Source organism: Dehalococcoidia bacterium (genome assembly GCA_028711995.1).
Taxonomy (GTDB): domain Bacteria; phylum Chloroflexota; class Dehalococcoidia; order SZUA-161; family SpSt-899; genus JAQTRE01.
On record JAQTRE010000015.1, the window covers coordinates 1 to 21,977 of the forward strand.

A 21,977-nucleotide genomic window follows, 5' to 3' on the forward strand; every position below is an offset into this window, starting at 1 on the left:
CTCGACGGTCTTGGCGTGAATCATGGTGAAGATGTTGAACCGGGGCCAACGGGCGCTCGTCTGGCGCTCGTAACAGTGGGTAACCTGGGGGAAAGCGGCCATCTGCTGTCCCACTTCGTCAACGCGATCCTGTGGAACAGCCCAACACACCAGCGCATTGGCAACAAATCCGGCATTCCTCTGATCGAGGGTGCCCCCGAAGCGGCGCATTATTCCTCGCCCCCTCAGAGATCGGCACTGAGCAAGGAATTCATTGACTTCCATTCCGGCGCTTGAGGCCATTTCATCGAAGGGTCGCGGCACAATCGGCAGGTTCGTCTGCACCTGATTGATTACCGCCCGCTCCGCGGGCTCCAGGGGCACGGCACGCCGAGCCCCTCCGGTTTTCTGATTGGTCTGCTTCCGTGATGTTGTTCCTTCCAGGTCAAAGAACAGCCTGATCTTGAAAATCCTCAGCGCGGGCAGCTCAACCATTGCCTCCGGTGCTAGCTGCTCCTCCAGTTGGCAGAGGGTTCGGGCTAACTCGGGCTTGTTCCGAACAGCCAGGGTAAACCACAAATTGTAGGTATGGTCGCGCTGATAATTGTGCCCCACACCGGGATGCTGATTGATGATCTGCGCTGCCGATTCGATCCTCTCCGAAGGAAATCTCATAGCTACCAGCGTGCTTTCATAGCCGAGGGCTCTCGAATCGAAGACGGGGCCGATGGATCGGATGATTCGATCCTCTTTGAGTCGGGACACACGCTGGATTACTTCTGCTTCGTCGATGCCGATCTTTGAACCAATGTCGGCGAACGGCTCCAGCGTCAGGGGAAAGTCAGTTTGCAGCAGATTCAGCAAGCGCCGATCGGTCTCATCTAATGAGCCTTTGATTAAGTTCGACTCACTTTGATTCCCTTTTGCCGGCTGGTAAACACAATACGGTTCCGCCTGGAGGTAATCGCCTGTGGACTCGTAGGCGCGGGCGCGGCAACCGCCGCACAGTCGCTTATACTCACACTCTCCGCATTTGCCCTTGATTCCAGAAAGGTCTCTCAGTTCATTGAAAAGGGATGACCCATTCCAGACTTGGGAAAAGCTCTCTTTCTTGAGATCGCCTGCTGCCACATCCAGATAGCCGCAGCCCTGCACTCGGCCCACGTGGGAAATGAAGCAAAAACCTACACCGGCCAGACATCCCCGGGTGGTCCTATTCATGGCCGATTGTCCTTTCATAGAAGGGGACTCAGGGGAATTAGGGACTGTTTCCAACCTTTCGCTAAACCCCCTAGCCCCCATCTCTTTGGGGGAATGTTGAATTGGGTGGGCGACGAAAGGATTCTTTCCCCTTCGTTGCGCCGCAATCCGCATGTAATGGGGAGCATCGGTGGGTTTGAAGAAGATGCGGTCGCCGAGTTGGGATTGCTTCTCATAAACCCAGTTCAGGATACGCTCATATTCTTCGGCAGGAAGCTCCTCACTCGCCAGGCCTTTTCCGCGACCCGTCGGCACCAGCATGAACGGATGGAAGGCGACGGCTCCCAAATCCAGGGCCAGACCAAGCAGTGCCTCCAGATGGGGGGCATTCATCCGGGTGATGGTGCTGTTGATCTGCACTTCGATTCCGGCTTTTTGCGCTGCTTTGATTCCAGCCACCGCCGCATCGAAGGCACCTGATTTACCCCGAAACTTGTCCTGCAAATCCGGCACAGGAAAGTCGAGGCTGATTCCCACTCGGGAGATCGGTACCTCGGCCATTCTGGCAGCCAATTCATCAGTGATGATCGTCCCATTGCTGCCGATCACCACCCGCAATCCTCTCTCAGTGGAGTATTTACCGATTTCGAATACATCCGGTCGAAGCAGAGGCTCTCCCCCGGTGAGGATCAGGATCGGCTGGCCAACCTCCAGAATGCTATCGACGACTCGGAAGCACTCCTGCGTGGAAAGCTCGCCAATGTAGTCAGTATCCAGAGCTTCAGCCCGGCAGTGGGCACAGAGGAGGTTGCATTTCCGGGTGATCTCCCAGGCAACCAGACTGAGTCTCGGAGTAAGAAGATTCGGCTCGTGGCTCATGGGGTAATTCCGATTTCTTCGTCGGTCAGGTAGCAGGCCGGATCCTCGGCCCAGATATCATCGAACACTGCTTCGGCCCGCGCCCGCAGGTTGCCGTTGCAGATTTCCAGATGCTGACAGACAGCACAGCGCCCCTTAAGCAGACCCCGGCGATTCTTGAGCCCGGCCATGATCGGATTGGAGGTATCCAGCCAGATATCGCCGAAAGATCGCTGGTGGACATTTCCGAAAGAGAGGCTCTGCCAGAACTGATCGGCGTGGACGTTGCCCCTTGAATCCACCGCCCCGATGCGAATACCGGAGTTGTTGCCGCCGTTGGTTTGCAGCAGCTTTAGCACATTCGCCGCCCGTTTTTCATCGCGCGATTTGGCTTTGAGATAGAGATAAACGCCGTCGGCATGATTGGCCACCAGCAAGACTTCCTTTTTCAGCCCCCGTGAATAGAGGTCGAGGGTGCGATCGCAAATGAGATCGACCATTCTTCGCGTTTCGGCATGGTTGAGATCGATACTTCGGAGGTCGTTTCCTCTGCCGGCATAGGCCAGATGATAGAAACAAACGCGGTCGATGTTCTCCCGCTCCAGCAGATCGAAGATGGCCGGAATCTCCTGGTGATTGGCGCGGGTGACGGTCATCCTTAAAGACACCCTTTGCCCTACGGTGATGCAGTGGCGGATGCCATTGAGAGCAGCTTCGAACGCCCCTTTCTGGCCGCGAAATACATCGTTTTGCTCACCTACGCCATCGAGGCTGATTCCCACTTCGCGAAATCCGATGTTGCGCATCTCGACGGCCATTTGTGAGGTGATCAGCGTGCCGTTGGTGGAAACCACCACACCGAGTTGATTGGCGACGGCGAAGCGAGCAAGCTCAAGGAAATCCTTCCGGAGCGTCGGTTCGCCGCCGGAGAAAAGCAACACCGGGACGTGAAACTCGGCAAGCTGTCGGATGAATGTCTTCCCCTCGGCAAGGGTCATTTCCTCAGAGGCTCTTTGAGCGGTGGCATCGGCGTAACAGTGGATACAGCGCAGATTGCATTGCCGGGTGCAGTTCCAGACCACAATGGGTCGAGCTTCAGAGGCTGGCGAAAGGCCTTCCCCCTGCCCGTAGCGCAAATGATCGCCGGGGCCGATTTCGTCGCAAAGGAGCCTGGAAACGGAGATCATTTGGATTCTGCAACTTCCTGGTGATAATTCTGATGGGCCGTCACCAGAGCAAGCAACGCCTCATCGGTAATCCAATTGACCAGCGGGATGGCCTCGGCGGCGCGTTCATTGAGTGCCTTTTTCTTCTTCAGAAGGTCGGCGGCCGCATTGACCAGCGGCGAGCGATGCAGCAGAAAGGCCTCCAGCGAATCGGAGAGGGAAATCTCCAGTTCAGCCAGAAGGGCACCGAACTCGCTCCCGATCTGGCGAGCCATTTGCAGCGTTTCATCCCGTTTGGTCGGTTTGGTGATATAGGTGATGACCACGCCGTGGATTCGTTTTCCCAGTTCGCGGAGCTTGTCTCGCGATTCCAGATCGAGTTTGTTGTACCAAGGGGCGTCGGCGAAATGGTCCCTGGCAATCTGGATATCCTGGGCAGGAGCCATCTCCATCCGGGCCACCACATCTCTGATGCCATGCCTCCGCTGCCGAGTGCCCATGAATCGGCGCAGCTCATCTTCCTGGTAGCGGCGATGTCCGCCGGGGGTGAGAAAGACCTTGATCTGCCCCTCATCGGTCCACTGGCGCAATGTGATCTCGCTAACGCCCAGCAGCTTGCTGGCCCGGCTGATGCCCAGGAGAGAACTTCTACTGGCAGATTCGCTTGCAGTCATGTCGAATAGATACCCAAAATCTAAAGAAATCTATAAGGAGAATAACATCCCGATAAGGCAAAGGCAAGGGCAGCATCTGCTTTGAGAGTCCACCATGAGGTGTGCATGGAATGAGGAAAGGGGCCAGGATCACCAGTGATTCGGGCTTTGCCAGGGGCGCTCAGATCAAGAGCCCCGCATTGAGGAGAACAAGACCGGCAACCAGCACAGCCAGCCAATCGCCGTTTCCCGGTTTGCGCCGGGTGGCAATCACTCTGACCATACCGATCCCCGCCATCACCAGGCCAAGCAGAATGAACGGTGTAGACATCGAGCTTCTCCATCCACATTATAGTCTCTCATGACAGGGCTTCCCAATAGTGTGCGCCCCATGATTTCCGGGGGATATCACCAAAAATCAGGCGTCTGCTTCCAAGAAGAGGCGATGAACCGACCCACATTCGGGACGCTCTCTATTCCAGAGGTTTGCTATTGAAAACAACGGTTACGTGACCGGCTATTGCGAAATGGCAACTTCACAGGATGCAATAGCTTGCCACACCATTGTTCATGCTGCTCAATGTGATTGTGTGGTTTTCCAGCAAGTACTCTACGTGGGCCTTTATCTCTTCTATCGCACCGAGCTTTTCTTCATCTCCCAGATTGTCAATCGATGGTGCCCCGATGAGCTTGGGATGTTGCCGGTAGTATTCATCGGTAATCTGATAAAGGTTGATCTCTTTCCGACACAGTTCAACGATCTCTCTCAAGCGTTGCTGATGAAATAAATCTATCGCCCGGGCTCGCTGATTGACGGGATAAACAGTACCCTCATGCCCTGCCAATCCCAGCGTTTCTCCCAGACTCTCAATCTTCTTGAGGGAAGCCAGATACGTTCCCAGTCCGGTCCCCTGCTGTTCATTTCGAGGAAACTGGTGAGGTGTAGTAGAAGACAGAATGTGATCCCCCAAAAACAGCACCGGGCCCACTTGCAGGCAGATATGCCCAGAGCTATGTCCCGGCGTGTGAATCACCTTGTAGCCGTTGATAATCTCTTGCCCGTCGCTAACCTCTATGACATCCTGGTCTTTGGGCCGGAAGGGTAGCCTTGCGGGTTCTGCCCAATGATCCTCGCCAACCGGATCATAGGGAAGTCTTACTTCTCTGGCGAGTTCGCTGAGATTTCGTCTCCACTGATTGTAGACGAAGTCATAATCCTTAACATGCACGCTATCCGAATGATGGACGTATATCTTCTTGCCTTGAAGTTCTTCACTGGCCAGCACCATGCCAAAATGGTCGCCGTGTCCGTGGGTAATAACAATATTGGCGATATCCCCAAACCCAACGTCTTCTCCAAAATCCTGATTGATGATGGCAATCCCTTCTTTGAGGTCGGACATCGCTTTGTTCATATTGGAGCCGGCATCTACCAGGCTGACCTCCTCATCGAGGATCAGATACACATTGGTGAAAAATTTGGGTATACTCTCTACCTTGATTCGATATATGCGAATATCATTCAGGGCATATTGAACAATGCCTCTCCTGCTGGTTTGCGTTACCTGGGTAGAGCCGATTTGTATCTCCGGCATCTGAAAACACTCCTGTTGCAAGTTAGTCTGCCTTCTCCCACTGAATCTCGAAAGGCAATCCTGCCTCAGCCGCCGATGGCTGCATAGATGAGCATCAGAATATCCCCCTCATTGATGAGGGTGTCCAACCCCTTCAAAAGGCGGATGTCTTTGTTGTTGAGGAGTATCAGGGTGGGCGGGCTCTGCTGGCTACTGGAATCGCTGAGGATATCTTCCAGTTTGGGATAGCGCCGCTTAATGTCTTCCAGCGCTTGGTGCACGGTATCCCCGTGCGCCTCCAGCGTCTTTGGGAGGCCCAACAAGCTCTGCATCATAGAGGATGTTTTTATATTGACTGTGGCCATGGGACCTCCTCTTGCTGCTTCTCCAGCGCGAGTATCGGGTATGCGTGGTTACGGGGTTCAGGGATTCTCGATGATCACTTCCCAACGACACCAGATATCGGAAGAGCGCTCATCGGGTGGAGCAGAGACGCATCTGACTTTTGCCCGTGGGTCCACTGCCGCAGCCGTATTGGCATAGCAGAGGTAGGCGGGCTCTTTGCAGGCGAACTCCCCTCGCCCCAGCCTTAACCTTGCCTCCTGAACAGGGCAACTTTTGTAGACCAGTACGGATCGGTTGGGGGCTTCTTCCTCTATCTCGAAATCGGGGTATCCATGGATGCAATTGACGAAATCAAGCGCTTTCAGTACATCTTCCATGCCCCCTTCGAGGCCTAAAACCTTTTTGAGCCTTCTCCCCTCCAGGACGCTTTGTCGTTCCCACATCTTCACATCAAGTTTGAGGGCGGCTTCACTGCCGAATGTATCCTCTACGCCCATATACCAAAAGCCATCTACGCTGATCCAGTTCTTGCCCAGCATCTCAATGATATCGATCAGTGTCTTTTTGGACAGGCTCTCAAGGTTTGTTTTAAGCATTTGGGATTCCTGCTTGCGGAGCGCAAATGCCCCACAAAGACTTCCTCGCGAAGGGAGAAACTGAAGGCTTCTCTGAGTTTATTATAGCATAGGCAAATGGGTAGACAGCCGAGTATGTTGCTGACAACCCCCTCATGCAACATCAACACTTCAATGTTCGCTCAGAGAGCGCCTGCATAAGTTGACAGCCAAAAAAAGAGAGAACACTTGACATAGTACACATAAATGCTATCCTTATAACTAACAAAAGTCGTAATCACCCTATTGCGGATGATCGGGGCATGCTTCGGGCAAGCCCCTCCAGAAGGGTGCTCCACTCAGCCGGAAGTTCTTTTCATAAGGTTGCCCGATATGAGAGATAGCCTGTATCTACCCTTGGGGGTTGACATGGTTTCGTCTGAAATCTCTATCTGATAGGCTAGATCGGGGAACCACCAACAATTCAGTTTAGGAGAGCAGTGAGACAGAGTCCTGTCCCGAAAGTAGACGACCCGGTTCCTGAGCCGTCCGGAATGCCCTCCCTGACGATCGCCAATTCTCTCTTTTCTGAATGCCTCTTTATCCCTTCATGTGGCACATCTACACAAGAACGGCTGAATTCCAATCCGTATTGCCGTATTCAATTTACGGACGCTCCGAATAAGTGTTATCAGCCCACTAGCCCTCAGGCCAGCAGCAGGAGGAATCCTTCACCACTTGATCAGAGGTTCCTTGGTATTTTCCCAACTGCTCACCCATCCCCTGAAACAGACTTTGTGTCCCCTTCTATGCTATCCTTGACCAAGATTGGTGAGGTACAATGATTTACATGGAAAAGCTGGCCCATGATGAACTGGAAGGACGACTGGCCGAGGCCGAGGCACTTGTAGAGGCCCTGAGGAGCCAGCAAACAAATACCGGCGTCAACGGGCAAAAAGCTTCATTGACACACCTCCCCAAAGCGGTGGAGCCATTCTGGGAACTGGAGAATAACTATAGCAGGCTGATAGAGAACGCTTTCGATGGGATTGCTATCATTGAAGGATCCGCGGTCACATTTGCCAATCGAGCGTGTTTGAAGATGTTTGGTTGCGAGAGTGAAGCTCAGATGGTGGGCTGCCCATTCACTGACTTCTTGGCGCCGGAGTATCGCCATCTCGTGGGCGAAAAGAACAGCGCATGGAAAGATGAAGCTCATTTACTCAGTTCCTATGAGATCAAGGCATTGCGAAAAGACGGTACCGAATTTGATGTTGAACTGCATGTGACCAGAATCGTCTATCAGGGACGCATAGCAAACCAAGGAATAATCCGAAATATCACCGAACGTAAACGAGCGGAAGAAGAAATCCTCCGGCTAAATAGAGAACTCTCCGCCCTGAACAAAATGGCAACTACAGTGAGCCAGCTTTATGATTTCAGGCAAATCCTGAACAATGCTTTGATTGAAGTGTTGGAGATCGTTGACATGGAATCTGGCGCCATCGCTCTGATCGGGGAACAGGATGAGGTGATGGATGCCATAACCCAAGGCTTTTCCTGGGAGTTCAGAGAAGCAAGTTCAAAGCACCTAATAGATGAGGGTCTGGCGGGAATCATTGCCCAATCGGGACGCCCGATTTGGGTGGAAGATATGTCAACCGATCCGAGAGTATCCCGAAAGGATGCCGTCCAAAAGGAAGGGTTGAAGACCTTTGCCGGAGTACCGCTGAAGACGAGGGAAGGGATTTTGGGAGTGCTGTGTGTGATGAGCAGAAAAGCCAGAATGATTTCCTCCTCTGATCTGCAACTGCTGGGGACTATCGGGGCGCATCTGGGCATGGTCAGCGAGAATGCGCGACTCATGGCGGAGGCTTCCCGGTTTCACGCATCGAAGGAAGCGGATCGTCTGAGAACTGAATTTCTGGCCAGCGTATCACACGAGTTGCGCACTCCTTTGACAGCCATCAAAGGCCTTGCCAGCACCTTGCTTCAACCGGATGTTGAATGGGACTTCAGGACACAGAGAGAGTTTCTTGAGGTGATCAACAAAGAGTCGGATATACTGGTGCATCTGGTCAATGACCTGTTGGAAATGTCCCAATTGGAGACAGGCACAACACGGCTGGAGAAAACGCGGTGTAGAATATCTTCCTCCATAAACCAGCTTGACAACAAATTGCGGGGGCTCGTAGGGAATCATGCGTTTGAAATAAAAGTTCCTTCCAACTTGCCTTTGATCCACGTCGATGAAGTGCGCCTTGGTCAAGTGGTTACCAATCTAGTAGAAAACGCTGCCTCTTATTCCGAGGAAGGCACTCAAATTACTCTGGAAGCCAGATTGGGGCGGAATGAGATCGTGGTAAGTATCATCGACGAAGGCGTTGGCATCCCGTCTGAAGATCTGGAAAAGGTGTTCGAGCGATTCTATCGGCTAGAGAGTGGTATTGTCCGCCGGAGGAGTGGCTGCGGCCTGGGATTAGCGATCTGTAAGCGGCTGGTAGAAGCTCATGGCGGCAGGATATGGGCTGAAAGCAAACCCGGTCAGGGGTCAAAATTCAACTTCACACTGCCTATTTCGGACGCTGAGCCCCGAAAGGATCCCACCATCACAGTCCGAAGCACCTTCGAAAAAGAGAGGCAGGAGAGAGCACAGTGATGCTTCCTTTATGGGATTTTGGGACATCCCAGTTCCTCTTTGCCCTTCCACAGAAGTGTGTCGACAGGCAATTCCTAAGACTTAATCGAATATTCTTCACCAAGAAGTGAATTCGCTCATCGAATCCTTGAGAGGATAGTTAATAGTGCTTGGGCCTGAATGGTAAAACCGGGTTAATTTCGGTTCTCAAGCCTCACTTGATGCAGGGGGGGTATTGAAAGGTGAACAAGACATGCGTTCTAGTTGTGGATGACGACCCAATCATACTCAAGTTCGTCGCTGCTAACCTGAGGGCGCGCGACTTCGAGGTCATAATGGCCGAAGACGGGCCATCCGCCCTGAAATCCATGGAGGAAAAACTCCCTGACCTGGTGATTCTGGATATCATGATGCCGGGAATGGATGGCATCGAAGTGTGCCACCGGATTCGAGAATGGTCTCCGGTTCCGATCATCATGCTCAGCGCCAAGAGTGAGGTGGGGAATAAAGTAGACCTGCTGAATCTAGGCGCTGACGATTACATTACAAAGCCTTTTGGAATTGAGGAACTGATGGCCCGTGTGAGAGCGGTAATGCGCCGCAAAACAAGATCGGACCACGTCGATTCAGCAGCCTTTGTCAGCGATGACCTGGAAGTCAATTTAGGGAGAAGAGTGGTAACTGTCGGTGGCAAGCAGATCAAGCTCAGTCCCATTGAGTATAGTTTGTTGCGAGAGTTGGTCCAAAATGCCGGCAAGGTCATCACTCATCAGATGTTACTATCGAGAGTCTGGGGCCCTGAGTATGGCGAGGAAATTGAGTATTTGCGAGTATACATTGGCCGCCTTCGCAACAAAATAGAACCCGATCCACAGAATCCGAAACACATCCTCACCGAGTCCGGGGTAGGTTATTCCCTGCGGAAAATGGAGCCTCCTGAGCTTAAATCTTCTGATCAAGCAAATAATGCCACTCCGTAACCCTAACCCGTCGGCATCGAAGCAGTTAACCGGGGAGATTCCGACAGCCTCATTGTGAGGGTAAAGACAGGGACTGCATCGTCTTTACATCATTTACCTCCATGGAGTATCCTATATCCGAATTCCAGTGATGATGAGAGGTTAAATGGTGTACCGGGCTCCACGCGGGACTTTTGATATCTTGCCTCAGGATCAACCCTATCGCCGATATATCGAGGCGAAGGTCGGGCAGATCTGCCAGCTTTACGGATACGAGCGCATCGACACCCCCGTTTTTGAGGATGCCGGCCTTTTTGTCCGCAGCATCGGAGAAGAGACCGATATCGTCGAGAAGGAGATGTACACCTTCGAGGATCGAGGCCGGGACAAACTTACTCTGCGTCCCGAAGGAACCGCCTCCGTATGCCGCGCATATCTGGAACACGGGATGCACAACCTCACTCAGCCGGTCAAGCTCTACTATATCACCCAGATATTCCGATACGAGCGACCCCAGGCAGGTCGGTTCCGCCAGCACTGGCAGTTTGGATTTGAAGCCATCGGTGAGGCCGATCCCGCCGTCGATGCCCAGGTGATCGATATGGCCTGGAATCTTTACGCCGCTCTCGGCTTGCAAAATCTGGTGTTGAAGTTGAACAGCATCGGATGCCGCCAGTGCCGTCCGGCATACATCAAAACACTGAAGGACTACTATGCCGGAAAAGTCGAGAATCTGTGTCCCGACTGCAAGCGCCGGGCGGAGAGAAACACCCTTCGACTGCTGGATTGCAAGAACGAGTCGTGCATTCCTTTCACCGAACAAGCTCCCAAGAGCGTCAATTACCTCTGTGACGAATGCGGCGCGCATTTCGATTCTCTGAAGAAATACCTCCATATTCTGGGACACGATTTTAACGTTGACCACCGGCTGGTCCGAGGGCTCGACTACTACACCAAGACGGTCTTTGAAATCCAGCCACCCGGCCAGTTGGGAGCCCAGAGCACAGTGGGCGGCGGAGGCCGTTACGATAACCTCATCGAGGAGATCGGAGGCAGGCCAACGCCGGCGGTGGGATTTGCCACGGGCATCGAGCGCATTATCCTCAACCTGAAAAACCAGGATATCTCTGTTCCTGCCCTTTCTCAACCGGGAGTCTTTGTGGCCTTCCTTGGAGAGGCGGCCAAAGACAAGGCGCTGGAGTATGCGGCAAAAATGCGCCAGGACGGGATGGGGGTTATCCTTGCTTCCGGAAGCCGGAGCTTGAAGGCTCAACTGAAGCAAGCCAATGCTCTGAATGCCCGGCATGCGCTGATTATCGGCGATGACGAACTGAGAGACGGAATGGTGATGTGGCGCGATATGGGCAAAGGAGAACAGCAGCGTTTGAGCTTCGATGAAGCCCGGAAATGCGTAAGGGGTGGCTTATGAAAGCAGCCAATCTGGGCATTTTGACATTGAGCGATAAGGGCTCAAAAGGAGAGCGGGTGGATGAGAGCGGAAAAGTTATCCGGGAGATGGTATCCGGCATTGGTTTCAAAGTAGCTCGATATGAGGTCATTCCCGACGAGAAAGACCTGATCTCACGAAAGCTGATCGAATGGGCCGATAACGAGCATCTCGATCTGATCCTCACCACCGGGGGTACAGGGCTTGCCCCGCGGGACGTCACGCCGGAAGCTACGCTGGAAGTGGTGCAGAAACTGGCTCCCGGCATTTCCGAAGCCATGCGAGCGGAAAGCCTCAAAAAGACCCCCCATGGAATGCTGAGCCGGGGAGTCTCCGGAATCCGGGGAAGAACGCTGATCATCAACATGCCCGGCAGTCCCAAAGCCGTCCGGGAGTGTCTGGGAGTTATCCTGCCTGCCCTGCCCCATGCCGTGGAGACCGTCCGGGGGGAAGCATTCGAGTGCGCCACGAGTCAGGAATAGGGATCGTAGTTTAATCGCCTTACGGTCTAATTCCCCACCGCTTGCGGCGAGGCAGTTCATCCTGATGCAAAGCCCTGTTGGCACCCGCTTTTCTGCGCTATAATGGAAGAGCAATGATCGAAAAATATAATCCTTCGGAAATAGAAACGAAATGGCAATCGCGATGGCACCAGGACCAACTCTATAAAGTAACAGAAACCAGCGACCGCCCCAAGTTCTACCAGTTGACCATGTTCCCCTATACGTCCGGCAACCTTCACATCGGGCACTGGTATGCCATGGCTCCGGCCGATGTGCATGCCCGGTTCATGCGAATGAAGGGCTACAATGTTCTCCATCCCATGGGTTTCGATGCCTTCGGCCTTCCCGCTGAGAACGCTGCTATCAAGCACAATATCCATCCTCATAAATGGACGATGGACAACGTCGAACACATGCGCCCTCAGCTCAAAAGCCTCGGCGCCATCTATGATTGGGATCGGGAGGTCATCACCTGCCTCCCCGAATACTACCAGTGGACTCAGTGGCTGTTCCTCAAGCTCTATGAAGCGGGCTTGGCTTATCGGGCAAACGCACCGGCCAACTGGTGTTCCAAGTGCCAGACAGTCCTGGCCAACGAGCAGGTGGTCGATGGTGAATGTGAGCGCTGTAATACGCCGGTGATCAGGAAGCAAATGGAGCAATGGTTCTTCCGCATCACCAGATACGCCGATGAGTTGATGCAACATGAAGGACTGGACTGGCCGGAGCGGGTCAAAACCATGCAGCGCAACTGGGTAGGTCGAAGCGAGGGAGCGGAAATTAGTTTCGGTATCGAAGAATACGGGCTCGATGAAAAGGAAATCTGTATATTTACCACCCGGCCGGACACGGTTTTCGGTGTCACCTTTATGGTTCTGGCTCCGGAACATCCTCTGGTTGAGAAGCTGACTACTCCCGAACGAAGGAAAGAGGTTGAGGATTACGTCAACTGGACTCGTCGCCAATCGGAGATCGAAAGGCTTTCCACCGATCGGGAGAAGACCGGCGTTTTCACTGGGGCCTATGCCGTCAACAAACTGACCGGCCAGAAGGTGCCGATCTGGATTACCGACTATGTGCTGCTCAGCTACGGCACCGGCGCGGTGATGGCCGTACCAGCCCATGATCAACGCGATTTTGAAATGGCCACGAAATTCGGCATGCAGATCAAGGTGGTCATTGCGCCAGAAGGATACAAGGGTGAGCCATTTGCCCAGGCCTATGAGGGAACCGGAACGATGATCAACTCCAGCCAATTCGATGGCCTGCCCAGCGAGGAAGGGAAGAAAGCCATCATCCAATTCCTGGAGAAAAAGGGTTTTGGCAAGGGAGCCATCACTTATCGCCTGCGAGATTGGCTCATCTCCCGCCAGCGATACTGGGGCGCGCCTATTCCGATGATCTACTGTCCTAAATGCGGCATCGTGCCGGTGGCAGAAAAAGACCTGCCGGTGCTTCTGCCCGAGGACGCCGAATTCAAGCCGACCGGGGAATCTCCGCTGAAATACTGTGAATCGTTCGTCAATACCACCTGCCCCCGATGCGGCGAACCAGCCAGACGAGAGACCGATACCATGGACACGTTCATGTGTTCCAACTGGTATTTCCTGCGCTACACCAGCCCGAAATACACCGAAGGGCCATTCGATCCCGATCAGCTGAAATACTGGATGCCCGTCGACCTCTACACCGGCGGCGTTGAACATGCCGTGATGCACCTGTTCTATGCCCGTTTCTTCACCAAAGCCCTTCGCGACGTAGGGCTGGTCAAATTTGATGAGCCGTTTCTGCGGCTCTTCAACCAGGGAACCATCATCCTGAACAAGCAGAAGATGAGCAAATCGCGCGGCAACGTAGTTAGCCCGGACAGTCTGGTGGCCGAATACGGCGCTGATGCGGTTCGAGCGTATCTGATGTTCATCGGGCCGTGGGAGCTGGGCGGGGAGTGGAACGATAGCGGACTGGTTGGAGTGGCGCGATGGATCAACCGCATCTGGTCTCTGGTTTTGGACGAATCCTGCGGCGCTTCACCCGTGACCCAGGAAAAAGAGATTCGCCGCCAGACGCACAAGACGATCAAGAAGGTGCAGGAGGATCTGGAAAAGATCCGCTTCAATACAATGGTAGCCGCTCTCATGGAATTCACCAATTATCTGGCCAAAGTCAAAGAAACCAGCGCCGTCTCAGACAATCCTGCCTGGAAGGAGGCCATGGAATCCCTGATCCTCCTGCTGGCTCCAACGGCGCCGCACCTGGCCGAAGAACTCTGGGAAAAGACAAGCCATAGCTATAGCATCCACAATCAGCCGTTCCCTGCATGGCAGGAGGAACTGGTTGCCGAAGAGCAATTCACCTTGGTGATCCAGATCAACGGAAAGCTGCGGGACAAGATCGATGTGCCGGTTTCCATCGCTGAGACCGAAGCCACAGAACTGGCGCTAAGCCAGGAAAAAATAAAGGCTCAATTGAAGGACCGCGAGGTATTCAAGGCACTTTATGTGCCGGGACGGCTGGTAAATATTGTGATAAAATAAGGTATCAAAAGAGGGAGATGCAATGCATTCCGATCTGATCAGTAAAATTGAAAAGGCCAATCGCTATGCCGGGGAGCGGGAGCGAATCCACATTCGAAATATCAGCGTGGATTTTCAAGGCACTCATGCAGTCCATCTCACAACCCTGAAAGATGCAAAATGGAGCTGCACCTGCCAATTCTTCACCAAGTGGGAAACCTGCAGCCACACCATGGCGCTGCAGAAAATACTCGGGGATATGCTTCCGGAAGAGGCTCGGTCTCCCTTCGCCTAAGGCTTTGGCTTCTCCTCAGTAGGGACACGGCACTCCGTGCCCCTACTTTCACGCCTCAAACTTCCTGAATACCAGACACGCGTTCTGTCCACCGAAACCGAATCCATTGGAGAGCACCGTTTTGACGTCCTTCTTGCGTGCCACATTCGGTACATAGTCGAGGTCGCACTCCGGATCGGGAGTTTCGTAATTGATCGTGGGATGGATGATGCCATCGGTGATCGTCCTCACGCAAGCGATCGCTTCCACCGCCCCCGTGCCCCCCAGAAGATGGCCGGTCATCGACTTCGTAGAGCTGATCGGCACCTTGTAGGCATAATCCCCGAACAGCTTTTTGATGGCCGCCGTTTCCGAAGAATCATTGAGCGGAGTTGAGGTCCCATGAGCATTGATGTAGTCGATATCTTTGGGCGTGATTCCGGCATCTTGAATTGCCCAGCGCATAGCCCGAGTGGCCCCTGTAGTATCGATGGCCACCGGATTGTGCGCATCGGAAGAGATTCCGAATCCGACGATCTCCGCCAGAATTCGAGCGTCGCGTCTTAAAGCATGTTCCATGCTTTCCAGAACAAGAATACCCGCTCCTTCGGCAGGAATGAAACCATCGCGGTTGGCATCGAACGGACGGCTGGCCTTGGTAGGTTGGTCGTTTCGACTGGTCAATGCCTTCATGACGGCAAAGCCACCTACTCCAATCCCGGTTATTCCCGCCTCTGTGCCTCCTGAAACCATCACATCGGCGCTGCCTCTCCGGATCACTTCCGCAGCCTCACCAAGTGCCTGAGTGCTGGCGGCACATGCCGTTGTCACCGTAGAAGTATAGCCTTTCAGTCCCAGGGCAATGCTAACATACCCAGCAGCCAGATTGGCGAGAATCTTGGGCATAAAGAACGGATTGAGCCGCATCCCTCCTTTGGTGGTCAGTGTATTGCAGCCGTCCTCGATATCCCTCAGTCCGCCGATGCCGTTTCCCAGAAACACACCAAGCCGCTCCCGATCTTCCTTTTCGAGATCTAGAGCCGCGTCTTTTACGGCCATCGTAGCTGCAGCTACGGCAAACTGAGTGAAGCGGGCCATGTGTCTGGCCTCTTTGCGGTCGATGAACTGCAAAGGGTCGAACCCCTTCACCTCGCCCGCAGTCCGGCACGAGAGCGTTGAGGCATCAAAGAGGGTAATCGGTCCGGTCCCTGACTTTCCTTCAATGAGCCCTCTCCAGAATTCCTCGACGCTGTTTCCGACCGGATTCAATGTCCCCATTCCGGTGATGACTACGCGGTTCCTGCCTCTTGAGTCTTTCATTTGAATCCCTCCCCGATTTTTCAGGTCTTATCGATTCCCGGACACCCGTTCCCCGTACGGATAGCGCTCTCCTTTTGTCCCCTTGATCTGCTCGATCACCTCGGCCACTAGAAAAAGCGATCCGGTGGCACAGATGAGGTCGCTCTTATCAGCCTGGGCTAAAGCGGCCTCAAGCGCCCCCCGGACATTTCTTGTTGCTTGCGCACGTATCCCTTTCCTGGCAAACTCGGTTGCCAGTTCATCAGGATCAGCGGCGCGCGGGTGTTCCGAAGCAGTAGTGATCACTCTATCAAAATACGACGCCAACTCGCCGATCATTGCTGCCGAGTTCTTGTCGGCAGAAGTTCCCATGATGAGAATGGCCCGGTCAAACCGGAAATGCTTCTGAATAGCTTCCCTCAGCCTCCTGACCGAATCGGCATTGTGAGCGCCATCGACAATCAGCAAAGGCTCTTCGCCCAGTACCTGAATTCTCCCCGGCCAGGAAACATTTGCCAGACCTTCTCGAATCAGGCCTTCATCGATATCCAGAGCCTCCAGCGTAGCCACCGCCGTCGCTGCATTCTCCATCTGGTGCTCGCCCAGCAGAGGGATGGTGATGCGATAGTTTCTCTTGAGCCCTTTTACTTCAAACGATTGCGTTCTGGAAAGAACTGTTTCAATCCCTCGTGAATCCCCCGAATCCTGAATCCCAACCCACGTAACCTCCTGGCCAACCATTATAAGTCGGGCCCCTTTGGCCCTGCAAACCGACCGGATCACTTCGGATGCCTCTGGAGTTTGCCGCGAACTTACCACGGTAGCGCCGGATTTAATAATCCCCGCCTTCTCAGTTGCGATCTGAGCAACAGTGTTGCCCAGAACGGCGGTATGGTCCAGACTGATCGAAGTGATGACGCAGACGTCTGGATGAGGCACCACATTGGTAGCATCCAGCCTTCCCCCCAAGCCAACCTCAAGCACCTGAATATCCGCCGATTGTTTTCGGAAATGGCAGAAGGCCAGGGCGGTCAGTATCTCAAAGGTGCTGAGTTCACCAAAGCGGCTCCTGTTTTGCTCCTTAATGGCAGGCTTCATCTCGGATACTGCCTCGGTAAATTCACCTTCGGTGATGAATTGCTTGCCGACTCTGATGCGTTCCCGCATGGTATGCAAATGAGGAGAAGTGTAGAGTCCGGCCTTCAAACCGGAGGCGTTGAGAGCGGAGGCGATCATCACCGCCGTGCTGCCTTTCCCCTTCGTCCCGGCCACATGGACGGTTCTTCTTCCCAGATGAGGCGAGCCCAATCGCTGCAGGAATTCTTCCATCCGGCGCAGGTCCCACCGTTCGGCATACCCCGCTCCGGGCTGGCGCTCATAATCGGAGAATCCTAAAACGTAATCGAGGGCTGATCGATAATCCATTTCCATCCATTCATCAGGGTAAACACGGAGGGTCACCCCTGCGGGAACGATTCTCTACTATACCACACCTTTTTCCCTGAACTGCTGTATCTCCGCATCACTATAGCCGCCGATTTCCCGAAGCACCTCATCGGTATGCGCCCCCAGTTCAGGCGCGGCAACGTGAGGACAGGTTTGTGCTTGGCCAAAACGGATGGGATATCCGGGAACCCTGGTTTTGCCAAATACCTGATGGTCGCAATCCACGATGTACCCGTTCTCGATCACCTGAGGATCGTCTTTCAGATCGGAGGGTTTGTTCACCGGGCAGGAAATGAAATCGTATTGGCCGAAAAGACGATGCCATTCATCCCTCGGTTTGGTGGCGAATACCTTATCAAGGATAGGGATCAACTCCTTGCGGTTTTCCATTCGTTTCCGGTCGGTATCAAACCTGGGGTCGGCCTTCAGTTCCGAGCGCCCGATGAGCCGGCAGCAAATCTCCCAGCTATCCGCATGGCGAGGAATCGCCTGGATGGAAATCCATTGCCCATCCTGGCAGCAATAGTAATTTCGCAACGGGTCCGTATCCATCCGATCGTAGCGAGGAACCTCCATATCCGTAACCAGAGGCATGATAACATTGAAATATTGAGCAAACATGGCTGAGCCAAGAAGCGAAGCATCAATCTCCTGACCGACCCCGGTCCGTTCTCTCATCAGAAGGGCAGTCAATATTCCGTGGCTGATGGTAATTGCCGCTATTTGATCCATGACGCCAAACTGGAGAAGCAGCGGGGGCATATCGGCAGTTCCAATGGAAAACATAAGGCCTGATCTCGCCTGCCCCTGCTGGTCAAACCCGCCTCGCTTGCTGTCGGGTCCCAGGGAACCGTTTCCAGAGACATAAGCATATATGAGGGAGGAGTTAAATTTGCGAAGCGCTGGGTAAGTCAACTGCAATCGCTCAACAGCATCCTTGCGATAATTGGTCAGAAAGACATCGCACTTCGCCACCAGACGATGCAGAATCTCCTGGCCTTTCTCACTCTTGAGGTCTATTGTGACGCTCTTTTTATTGCGATTTGCCCCCTCAAAGAACAAGCTCCTGCCCTTAAACTCAAAGCAAGTAGTCCCAAAGGCCATCAGCTCCCTGACCGGATCACCGATGCGCGGTTGCTCGATCTTTATTACTTCTGCTCCCAGTTCAGCGAGAATAGCCAAAGCCCCCGGTCCGGCATGGAAAACACCGCAATCGATGGCCCGAATCCCTTGCAGCGGGTAAAGCATGTCAGGCTCCTTTGTCCTCTCTTGTCATCCAAGTAACCTCTGATCAAGAGGTGCCGGATTCTTCCTGCCGGGGGTTCGAGAGTGTACCCCGAATGCCTCAACCTTCCCCCAACAGTGGGGGCTAGAGGGTTGAAAGACTTGATCAGAGCTTTCTAAGAATATGACGCTAGTTCAGATCATATCAGACTTGCCTTGTGCGATGCCAGTGCTTATACTAAGAGCATCATGAAGAACAAAGACCTTCTTTCTGTAGCCGATCTCACCCCTGATGACCTTCGCCGCATCCTCGATAGCGCCACCACCCTGAAATCCAAAGAAGCTGGTCCGGTGTTCAAAGGGATGACACTGGCCATGATTTTTGAGAAACCTTCTCTGCGCACCCGCGTGAGCTTCGATGTGGCCATGTACCAACTCGGCGGCCATTCGCTCTATCTCTCTGGAGACGAGGTGGGATTAAACAAGAGGGAACCGGTGAAAGACACTGCGCAAGTGCTGAGCCGTTATGTCAATGCCATTGTGGCCCGGACGTTTGCTCAGAGCACGGTGGAGGAGATCGCCAAATACTCCAGAGTCCCGGTAATCAACGGCTTATCCGATCAAGAGCACCCCTGCCAGGCTATCGCCGACCTGCTGACAATCCGCGAGAAAAAGGGCCGACTCGAGGGCCTGACGCTGGCTTATGTCGGAGACGGCAATAATGTGGCCGCAAGCCTGCTTCTGGCCTGCGCTCTGGCCGGAATGAATTTCAAGTTCGCTTCCCCCAAAGGATATGATCTTCCGCCGCAAATTTTAAGCGCCGGAAGAGGACTGGCTGCATCCGGTAAGTCCAAGATCATCATCAGTGAAAGCCCCCAGGCTGCAGTCAAAGGGGCCGACGTGGTCTACACTGATGTCTGGACCAGCATGGGCAAAGAAGCCGAACGTGAGAAGCGCAACAAGGATTTTGCAGCTTATCAGATCACCCCAGGGCTTCTTTCCCAAGCCAAGGCGGATGCCATTCTGATGCATCCCATGCCGGTGCATCACGGTGAAGAATTCTCTGAGGGACTTATCGATTGCCCCCAATCGGTGCTCATCGACCAGGCGGAAAATCGCCTTCATGCCCAAAAAGCGATCCTCGTGGATCTGCTGAAGCGGTGAGGTAGAACCCACAACTGCTTATGATGTTTCCGATCACTCATCCCCTGACAGCTTTGTGAAGAGCTAGAACAATGGATTGGTACGATTACATCGCTTATTTCTTTGCCGGTTTTTTCTTGTGCAACGGTATTCCCCACTTCGTGAACGGGATATCGGGGCACCGCTTTCAAAGTCCGTTTGCCTCTCCGCCGGGAGTGGGTGAATCATCGGCCCTGGTGAACGTCATCTGGGGAATCACCAACTTCCTCATTGCGTATGCCCTCTTTGGCGTGGGTGAATTTGATCTTGGCGCCACCCGCGATGTCCTGATGGCAGGACTGGGTTTTGCCCTCATGGCAATAGTGCTCGGCCCCTATTTCGAGAGAGTGCGCCACAAATGATCCCAATTTATACCCCCCATGAGCTTTGGCCAAGCAGTTCACCTCTGAAGACAGCGTAAGCTCCTTAGCCCGAGGATTCTTGGCCCTCCCGAGCTTCATGCGAAAGCAAGACATCGGACACTTAGAGAGTGATATTGCCTGCAGAACCATTTTGGAGGCAGCTTCCATGAATCGCCTGGCTTCCGGCCTAGCCAAACATATATGATCCCCTACCCACGGCGATCAGTTGATTCTGGTCGTTACGCAATTCGGTTTGAACGGCTGCGACCTTGTTCCCCCAGCGAAGGATCGAGCCCGAAGCGGTGAATGACTTTCCTTTTCCTGGAATGAGATAGTCGACACGCGAATCAATGGTGCCACCTTTTCCAGTCCGCTCACCTTCCGTCCGTTTCGTGGCGAGTTCGAGAAGCACCAGAAAGGAGCCCTCGATATCCAGCACGGCTGAGATGACGCCTCCATGCAAAATGGGAGAGATAAGAGAATTTCCCACGAACTCATCCCGCATGTGAAATCTGATACAGCCATTCTCTGCATCAAAACTATCCTCTGAAAGCCCGAGAAAAGTGTGAAAGGGCATCTGCTTGCCATAAAACTCGCTTGCCTTCTTCAAGATCATGCTCCGGTAGTTTTCCACAAACATCAACCTCCGTGATCTGTATTCGGGTTACTTTCCCCCGTAAGGAAGGACTGAGACGGGCTCACTTAGAGTCAGCCCCCACCTGAAAGAACCGGCCATATTGTCGCAGTCCCATTATCGCTGACGCTCCACAAAACCCCTATACGAACAAATGCTCGCTTATCTGAGAAAGACTCCGTATCTTCAGGCACTCCGGATAGTCTTCAACGAGACCGCCACGATCTAGAAGCAGCCCCTTCATTCCAACGTTAATGGCCCCGACAATGTCAATTTCGTATTGATCGCCAATGTATACTGCCTCAGAGGCATGCACCCCGGCTCGCCTGAGACCTTCGTGGAATATTTCCGGATGCGGTTTGCTGTAGCCGACATCTTTCGATGTGACTACCACTCGAAGCAGCGACATGAGCCCCAACTGTTCCAGAATTGGGCTTATGTTTCGATCAGCGTTTGATATAAGACCCAAGATTGTTCCTCGATTGTTGAGGTCAGTCAGAGCTGGCATAACATCCTGGAAGAGTGTCAATTTCGTCTGCAATTGTTGCATCTTTTCAAGGAGACCAAGGACGACCTGTTTCGAGACCTCCAATCCTGCCTCCTTGAGCAATATTTCCTGACGCTGAACACGCAGGGCCATCTTGCCTTTCTCTGATCGCTCGCTTAGCGGAGAGCGATGGAGTTCCTGATACATAAATTTATCCGCGATGACCATAGGACGGAGAAAAATATCAGGAGACACCTCAATGCCGAAGTCCCTTAAAGCCCTCGCCTGAAGTTCTTCTGCAGTCGGCTCATAGCGAACCAGCGTCTGAAAAAAGTCAAAAAAGGCAGCTTTCACCATTGTGCTCCTGACCACGGTCTTTGGGGGAACCCAGCTCATTTTAACCGATCCACAATTCATCTGCAAAATCACCTGGAAGCAGCAATGAACGAGATCATCATGGAAAGAAAGCGGCGGTTGATGGGAAAAATCGATGTCCAGATGGTTGCTTTCCCGGACCGCATCGAAATCAGGGGATGTCTGCCCGCCCAGACACCCGGAAATAGGTGGGCTCCATACCTAGCGAAGCTCCACCAGTCCCAAATAGAGAAGGTGTTGGCGGGGGAGGAGTAACACCGGCACGGAACATCACTTGAACGAGAAAATCCACTGATTGAGGGCAG

The 21,977-nt window shown here is 53.4% G+C and carries 21 protein-coding genes; 9 read left to right on the forward strand and 12 right to left on the reverse strand.

Translation table 11 applies throughout. The features are described 5' to 3' along the window. The 7 genes from PHV74_03990 to PHV74_04020 all read right to left on the reverse strand — a co-directional run. The coding region (locus tag PHV74_03990) for a radical SAM protein (protein MDD5093526.1) at nucleotides 1-2,058 on the reverse strand (2,058 nt) is incomplete at its 3' end. After that, nucleotides 2,055-3,224 carry a radical SAM protein gene (locus tag PHV74_03995; GenBank protein MDD5093527.1) on the reverse strand — a complete coding sequence of 390 codons (1,170 nt, stop codon included), beginning with the start codon at nucleotides 3,222-3,224 and terminating at the stop codon, nucleotides 2,055-2,057. The genes PHV74_03990 and PHV74_03995, both read right to left, overlap by 4 nt. After that, complete coding sequence (locus PHV74_04000; GenBank protein ID MDD5093528.1) at nucleotides 3,221-3,877, reverse strand: helix-turn-helix domain-containing protein; 657 nt, start codon at nucleotides 3,875-3,877, stop codon at nucleotides 3,221-3,223. The genes PHV74_03995 and PHV74_04000 overlap by 4 nt, the downstream gene beginning before the upstream one ends. Nucleotides 3,878-4,037: 160 nt before the next feature. Further along, nucleotides 4,038-4,187, reverse strand: coding sequence for a hypothetical protein (locus PHV74_04005; GenBank protein ID MDD5093529.1), 150 nt, complete (start codon nucleotides 4,185-4,187; stop codon nucleotides 4,038-4,040). A 205-nt stretch (nucleotides 4,188-4,392) separates the two neighbouring features. Then, nucleotides 4,393-5,451: an MBL fold metallo-hydrolase gene (locus tag PHV74_04010; GenBank protein MDD5093530.1), complete on the reverse strand. Its 1,059-nt coding sequence runs from the start codon at nucleotides 5,449-5,451 to the stop codon at nucleotides 4,393-4,395. A gap of 65 nt (nucleotides 5,452-5,516) precedes the next feature. After that, nucleotides 5,517-5,795 carry a MoaD/ThiS family protein gene (locus PHV74_04015; protein MDD5093531.1) on the reverse strand — a complete coding sequence of 93 codons (279 nt, stop codon included), beginning with the start codon at nucleotides 5,793-5,795 and terminating at the stop codon, nucleotides 5,517-5,519. A gap of 57 nt (nucleotides 5,796-5,852) precedes the next feature. Then, on the reverse strand, nucleotides 5,853-6,371 hold the full coding sequence (locus PHV74_04020) for a DUF6125 family protein (GenBank protein ID MDD5093532.1): 519 nt from the start codon (nucleotides 6,369-6,371) through the stop codon (nucleotides 5,853-5,855). A gap of 799 nt (nucleotides 6,372-7,170) precedes the next feature. On the opposite strand from PHV74_04020, the gene PHV74_04025 reads away from it, so the two are divergent. The 6 genes from PHV74_04025 (at nucleotide 7,171) to PHV74_04050 (ending at nucleotide 14,684) form a co-directional block, all read left to right on the forward strand. Beyond that, nucleotides 7,171-8,988, forward strand: coding sequence for an ATP-binding protein (locus PHV74_04025; protein ID MDD5093533.1), 1,818 nt, complete (start codon nucleotides 7,171-7,173; stop codon nucleotides 8,986-8,988). Nucleotides 8,989-9,209: 221 nt separating this feature from the next. Beyond that, nucleotides 9,210-9,947, forward strand: a complete 738-nt coding sequence (locus PHV74_04030; GenBank protein ID MDD5093534.1) for a response regulator transcription factor — start codon at nucleotides 9,210-9,212, stop codon at nucleotides 9,945-9,947. Between the two features lie 148 nt (nucleotides 9,948-10,095). Continuing rightward, nucleotides 10,096-11,355, forward strand: a complete 1,260-nt coding sequence (hisS, locus tag PHV74_04035; GenBank protein MDD5093535.1) for a histidine--tRNA ligase — start codon at nucleotides 10,096-10,098, stop codon at nucleotides 11,353-11,355. Further along, the gene (locus PHV74_04040; protein ID MDD5093536.1) at nucleotides 11,352-11,855 is read left to right on the forward strand and encodes a MogA/MoaB family molybdenum cofactor biosynthesis protein; all 504 of its coding nucleotides are present in this window, start codon (nucleotides 11,352-11,354) and stop codon (nucleotides 11,853-11,855) included. Before hisS ends, PHV74_04040 begins: the two co-directional genes overlap by 4 nt. Before the next feature lie 113 nt (nucleotides 11,856-11,968). Continuing rightward, complete coding sequence (gene leuS / locus PHV74_04045) at nucleotides 11,969-14,410, forward strand: leucine--tRNA ligase (GenBank protein MDD5093537.1); 2,442 nt, start codon at nucleotides 11,969-11,971, stop codon at nucleotides 14,408-14,410. A 22-nt stretch (nucleotides 14,411-14,432) separates the two neighbouring features. Next, nucleotides 14,433-14,684 carry a hypothetical protein gene (locus tag PHV74_04050; GenBank protein ID MDD5093538.1) on the forward strand — a complete coding sequence of 84 codons (252 nt, stop codon included), beginning with the start codon at nucleotides 14,433-14,435 and terminating at the stop codon, nucleotides 14,682-14,684. Nucleotides 14,685-14,732: 48 nt separating this feature from the next. On the opposite strand, the gene fabF is transcribed toward PHV74_04050, so the two are convergent. Genes fabF through PHV74_04065 form a run of 3 tightly spaced genes read right to left on the reverse strand, consistent with a single transcriptional unit; the run spans nucleotide 14,733 to nucleotide 18,656 of the window. Next, complete coding sequence (fabF, locus tag PHV74_04055) at nucleotides 14,733-15,983, reverse strand: beta-ketoacyl-ACP synthase II (GenBank protein ID MDD5093539.1); 1,251 nt, start codon at nucleotides 15,981-15,983, stop codon at nucleotides 14,733-14,735. A gap of 27 nt (nucleotides 15,984-16,010) precedes the next feature. Continuing rightward, nucleotides 16,011-17,387 carry a bifunctional folylpolyglutamate synthase/dihydrofolate synthase gene (locus tag PHV74_04060; protein MDD5093540.1) on the reverse strand — a complete coding sequence of 459 codons (1,377 nt, stop codon included), beginning with the start codon at nucleotides 17,385-17,387 and terminating at the stop codon, nucleotides 16,011-16,013. 57 nt (nucleotides 17,388-17,444) lie between these two features. After that, a complete protein-coding gene (locus PHV74_04065; GenBank protein ID MDD5093541.1) occupies nucleotides 17,445-18,656 on the reverse strand; it encodes a CoA transferase in 1,212 nt (403 codons plus the stop codon). A 225-nt stretch (nucleotides 18,657-18,881) separates the two neighbouring features. Between PHV74_04065 and argF the strand changes: the two genes are divergently transcribed. Beyond that, nucleotides 18,882-19,796 carry an ornithine carbamoyltransferase gene (gene argF, locus PHV74_04070; protein MDD5093542.1) on the forward strand — a complete coding sequence of 305 codons (915 nt, stop codon included), beginning with the start codon at nucleotides 18,882-18,884 and terminating at the stop codon, nucleotides 19,794-19,796. Nucleotides 19,797-19,867: 71 nt separating this feature from the next. Further along, nucleotides 19,868-20,176, forward strand: coding sequence for a hypothetical protein (locus tag PHV74_04075; GenBank protein ID MDD5093543.1), 309 nt, complete (start codon nucleotides 19,868-19,870; stop codon nucleotides 20,174-20,176). A gap of 187 nt (nucleotides 20,177-20,363) precedes the next feature. Here the strand turns inward: PHV74_04075 and PHV74_04080 are convergent, their stop codons facing one another. Beyond that, the gene (locus tag PHV74_04080; GenBank protein MDD5093544.1) at nucleotides 20,364-20,816 is read right to left on the reverse strand and encodes a thioesterase family protein; all 453 of its coding nucleotides are present in this window, start codon (nucleotides 20,814-20,816) and stop codon (nucleotides 20,364-20,366) included. Between the two features lie 136 nt (nucleotides 20,817-20,952). Continuing rightward, the gene (locus PHV74_04085) at nucleotides 20,953-21,693 is read right to left on the reverse strand and encodes an HAD family hydrolase (protein MDD5093545.1); all 741 of its coding nucleotides are present in this window, start codon (nucleotides 21,691-21,693) and stop codon (nucleotides 20,953-20,955) included. Nucleotides 21,694-21,738: 45 nt separating this feature from the next. On the opposite strand from PHV74_04085, the gene PHV74_04090 reads away from it, so the two are divergent. Next, a complete protein-coding gene (locus PHV74_04090) occupies nucleotides 21,739-21,927 on the forward strand; it encodes a hypothetical protein (GenBank protein ID MDD5093546.1) in 189 nt (62 codons plus the stop codon). The last annotated feature ends 50 nt before the right edge of the window (nucleotides 21,928-21,977 follow it).

What these genes read in the sequence shown, in the direction of transcription:
- PHV74_03995 (MDD5093527.1), bottom strand. Translation starts at nt 3,224, where the DNA reads ATGATCTCCGTTTCCAGGCTCCTTTGCGACGAAATCGGCCCCGGCGAT.
- PHV74_04000 (MDD5093528.1), bottom strand. Translation starts at nt 3,877, where the DNA reads ATGACTGCAAGCGAATCTGCCAGTAGAAGTTCTCTCCTGGGCATCAGC.
- PHV74_04005 (MDD5093529.1), bottom strand. Translation starts at nt 4,187, where the DNA reads ATGTCTACACCGTTCATTCTGCTTGGCCTGGTGATGGCGGGGATCGGT.
- PHV74_04010 (MDD5093530.1), bottom strand. Translation starts at nt 5,451, where the DNA reads ATGCCGGAGATACAAATCGGCTCTACCCAGGTAACGCAAACCAGCAGG.
- PHV74_04015 (MDD5093531.1), bottom strand. Translation starts at nt 5,795, where the DNA reads ATGGCCACAGTCAATATAAAAACATCCTCTATGATGCAGAGCTTGTTG.
- PHV74_04020 (MDD5093532.1), bottom strand. Translation starts at nt 6,371, where the DNA reads ATGCTTAAAACAAACCTTGAGAGCCTGTCCAAAAAGACACTGATCGAT.
- PHV74_04025 (MDD5093533.1), top strand. Translation starts at nt 7,171, where the DNA reads ATGATTTACATGGAAAAGCTGGCCCATGATGAACTGGAAGGACGACTG.
- PHV74_04040 (MDD5093536.1), top strand. Translation starts at nt 11,352, where the DNA reads ATGAAAGCAGCCAATCTGGGCATTTTGACATTGAGCGATAAGGGCTCA.
- leuS (MDD5093537.1), top strand. Translation starts at nt 11,969, where the DNA reads ATGATCGAAAAATATAATCCTTCGGAAATAGAAACGAAATGGCAATCG.
- PHV74_04050 (MDD5093538.1), top strand. Translation starts at nt 14,433, where the DNA reads ATGCATTCCGATCTGATCAGTAAAATTGAAAAGGCCAATCGCTATGCC.
- fabF (MDD5093539.1), bottom strand. Translation starts at nt 15,983, where the DNA reads ATGAAAGACTCAAGAGGCAGGAACCGCGTAGTCATCACCGGAATGGGG.
- PHV74_04060 (MDD5093540.1), bottom strand. Translation starts at nt 17,387, where the DNA reads ATGGATTATCGATCAGCCCTCGATTACGTTTTAGGATTCTCCGATTAT.
- PHV74_04065 (MDD5093541.1), bottom strand. Translation starts at nt 18,656, where the DNA reads ATGCTTTACCCGCTGCAAGGGATTCGGGCCATCGATTGCGGTGTTTTC.
- argF (MDD5093542.1), top strand. Translation starts at nt 18,882, where the DNA reads ATGAAGAACAAAGACCTTCTTTCTGTAGCCGATCTCACCCCTGATGAC.
- PHV74_04075 (MDD5093543.1), top strand. Translation starts at nt 19,868, where the DNA reads ATGGATTGGTACGATTACATCGCTTATTTCTTTGCCGGTTTTTTCTTG.
- PHV74_04080 (MDD5093544.1), bottom strand. Translation starts at nt 20,816, where the DNA reads ATGTTTGTGGAAAACTACCGGAGCATGATCTTGAAGAAGGCAAGCGAG.
- PHV74_04085 (MDD5093545.1), bottom strand. Translation starts at nt 21,693, where the DNA reads ATGAGCTGGGTTCCCCCAAAGACCGTGGTCAGGAGCACAATGGTGAAA.
- PHV74_04090 (MDD5093546.1), top strand. Translation starts at nt 21,739, where the DNA reads ATGAACGAGATCATCATGGAAAGAAAGCGGCGGTTGATGGGAAAAATC.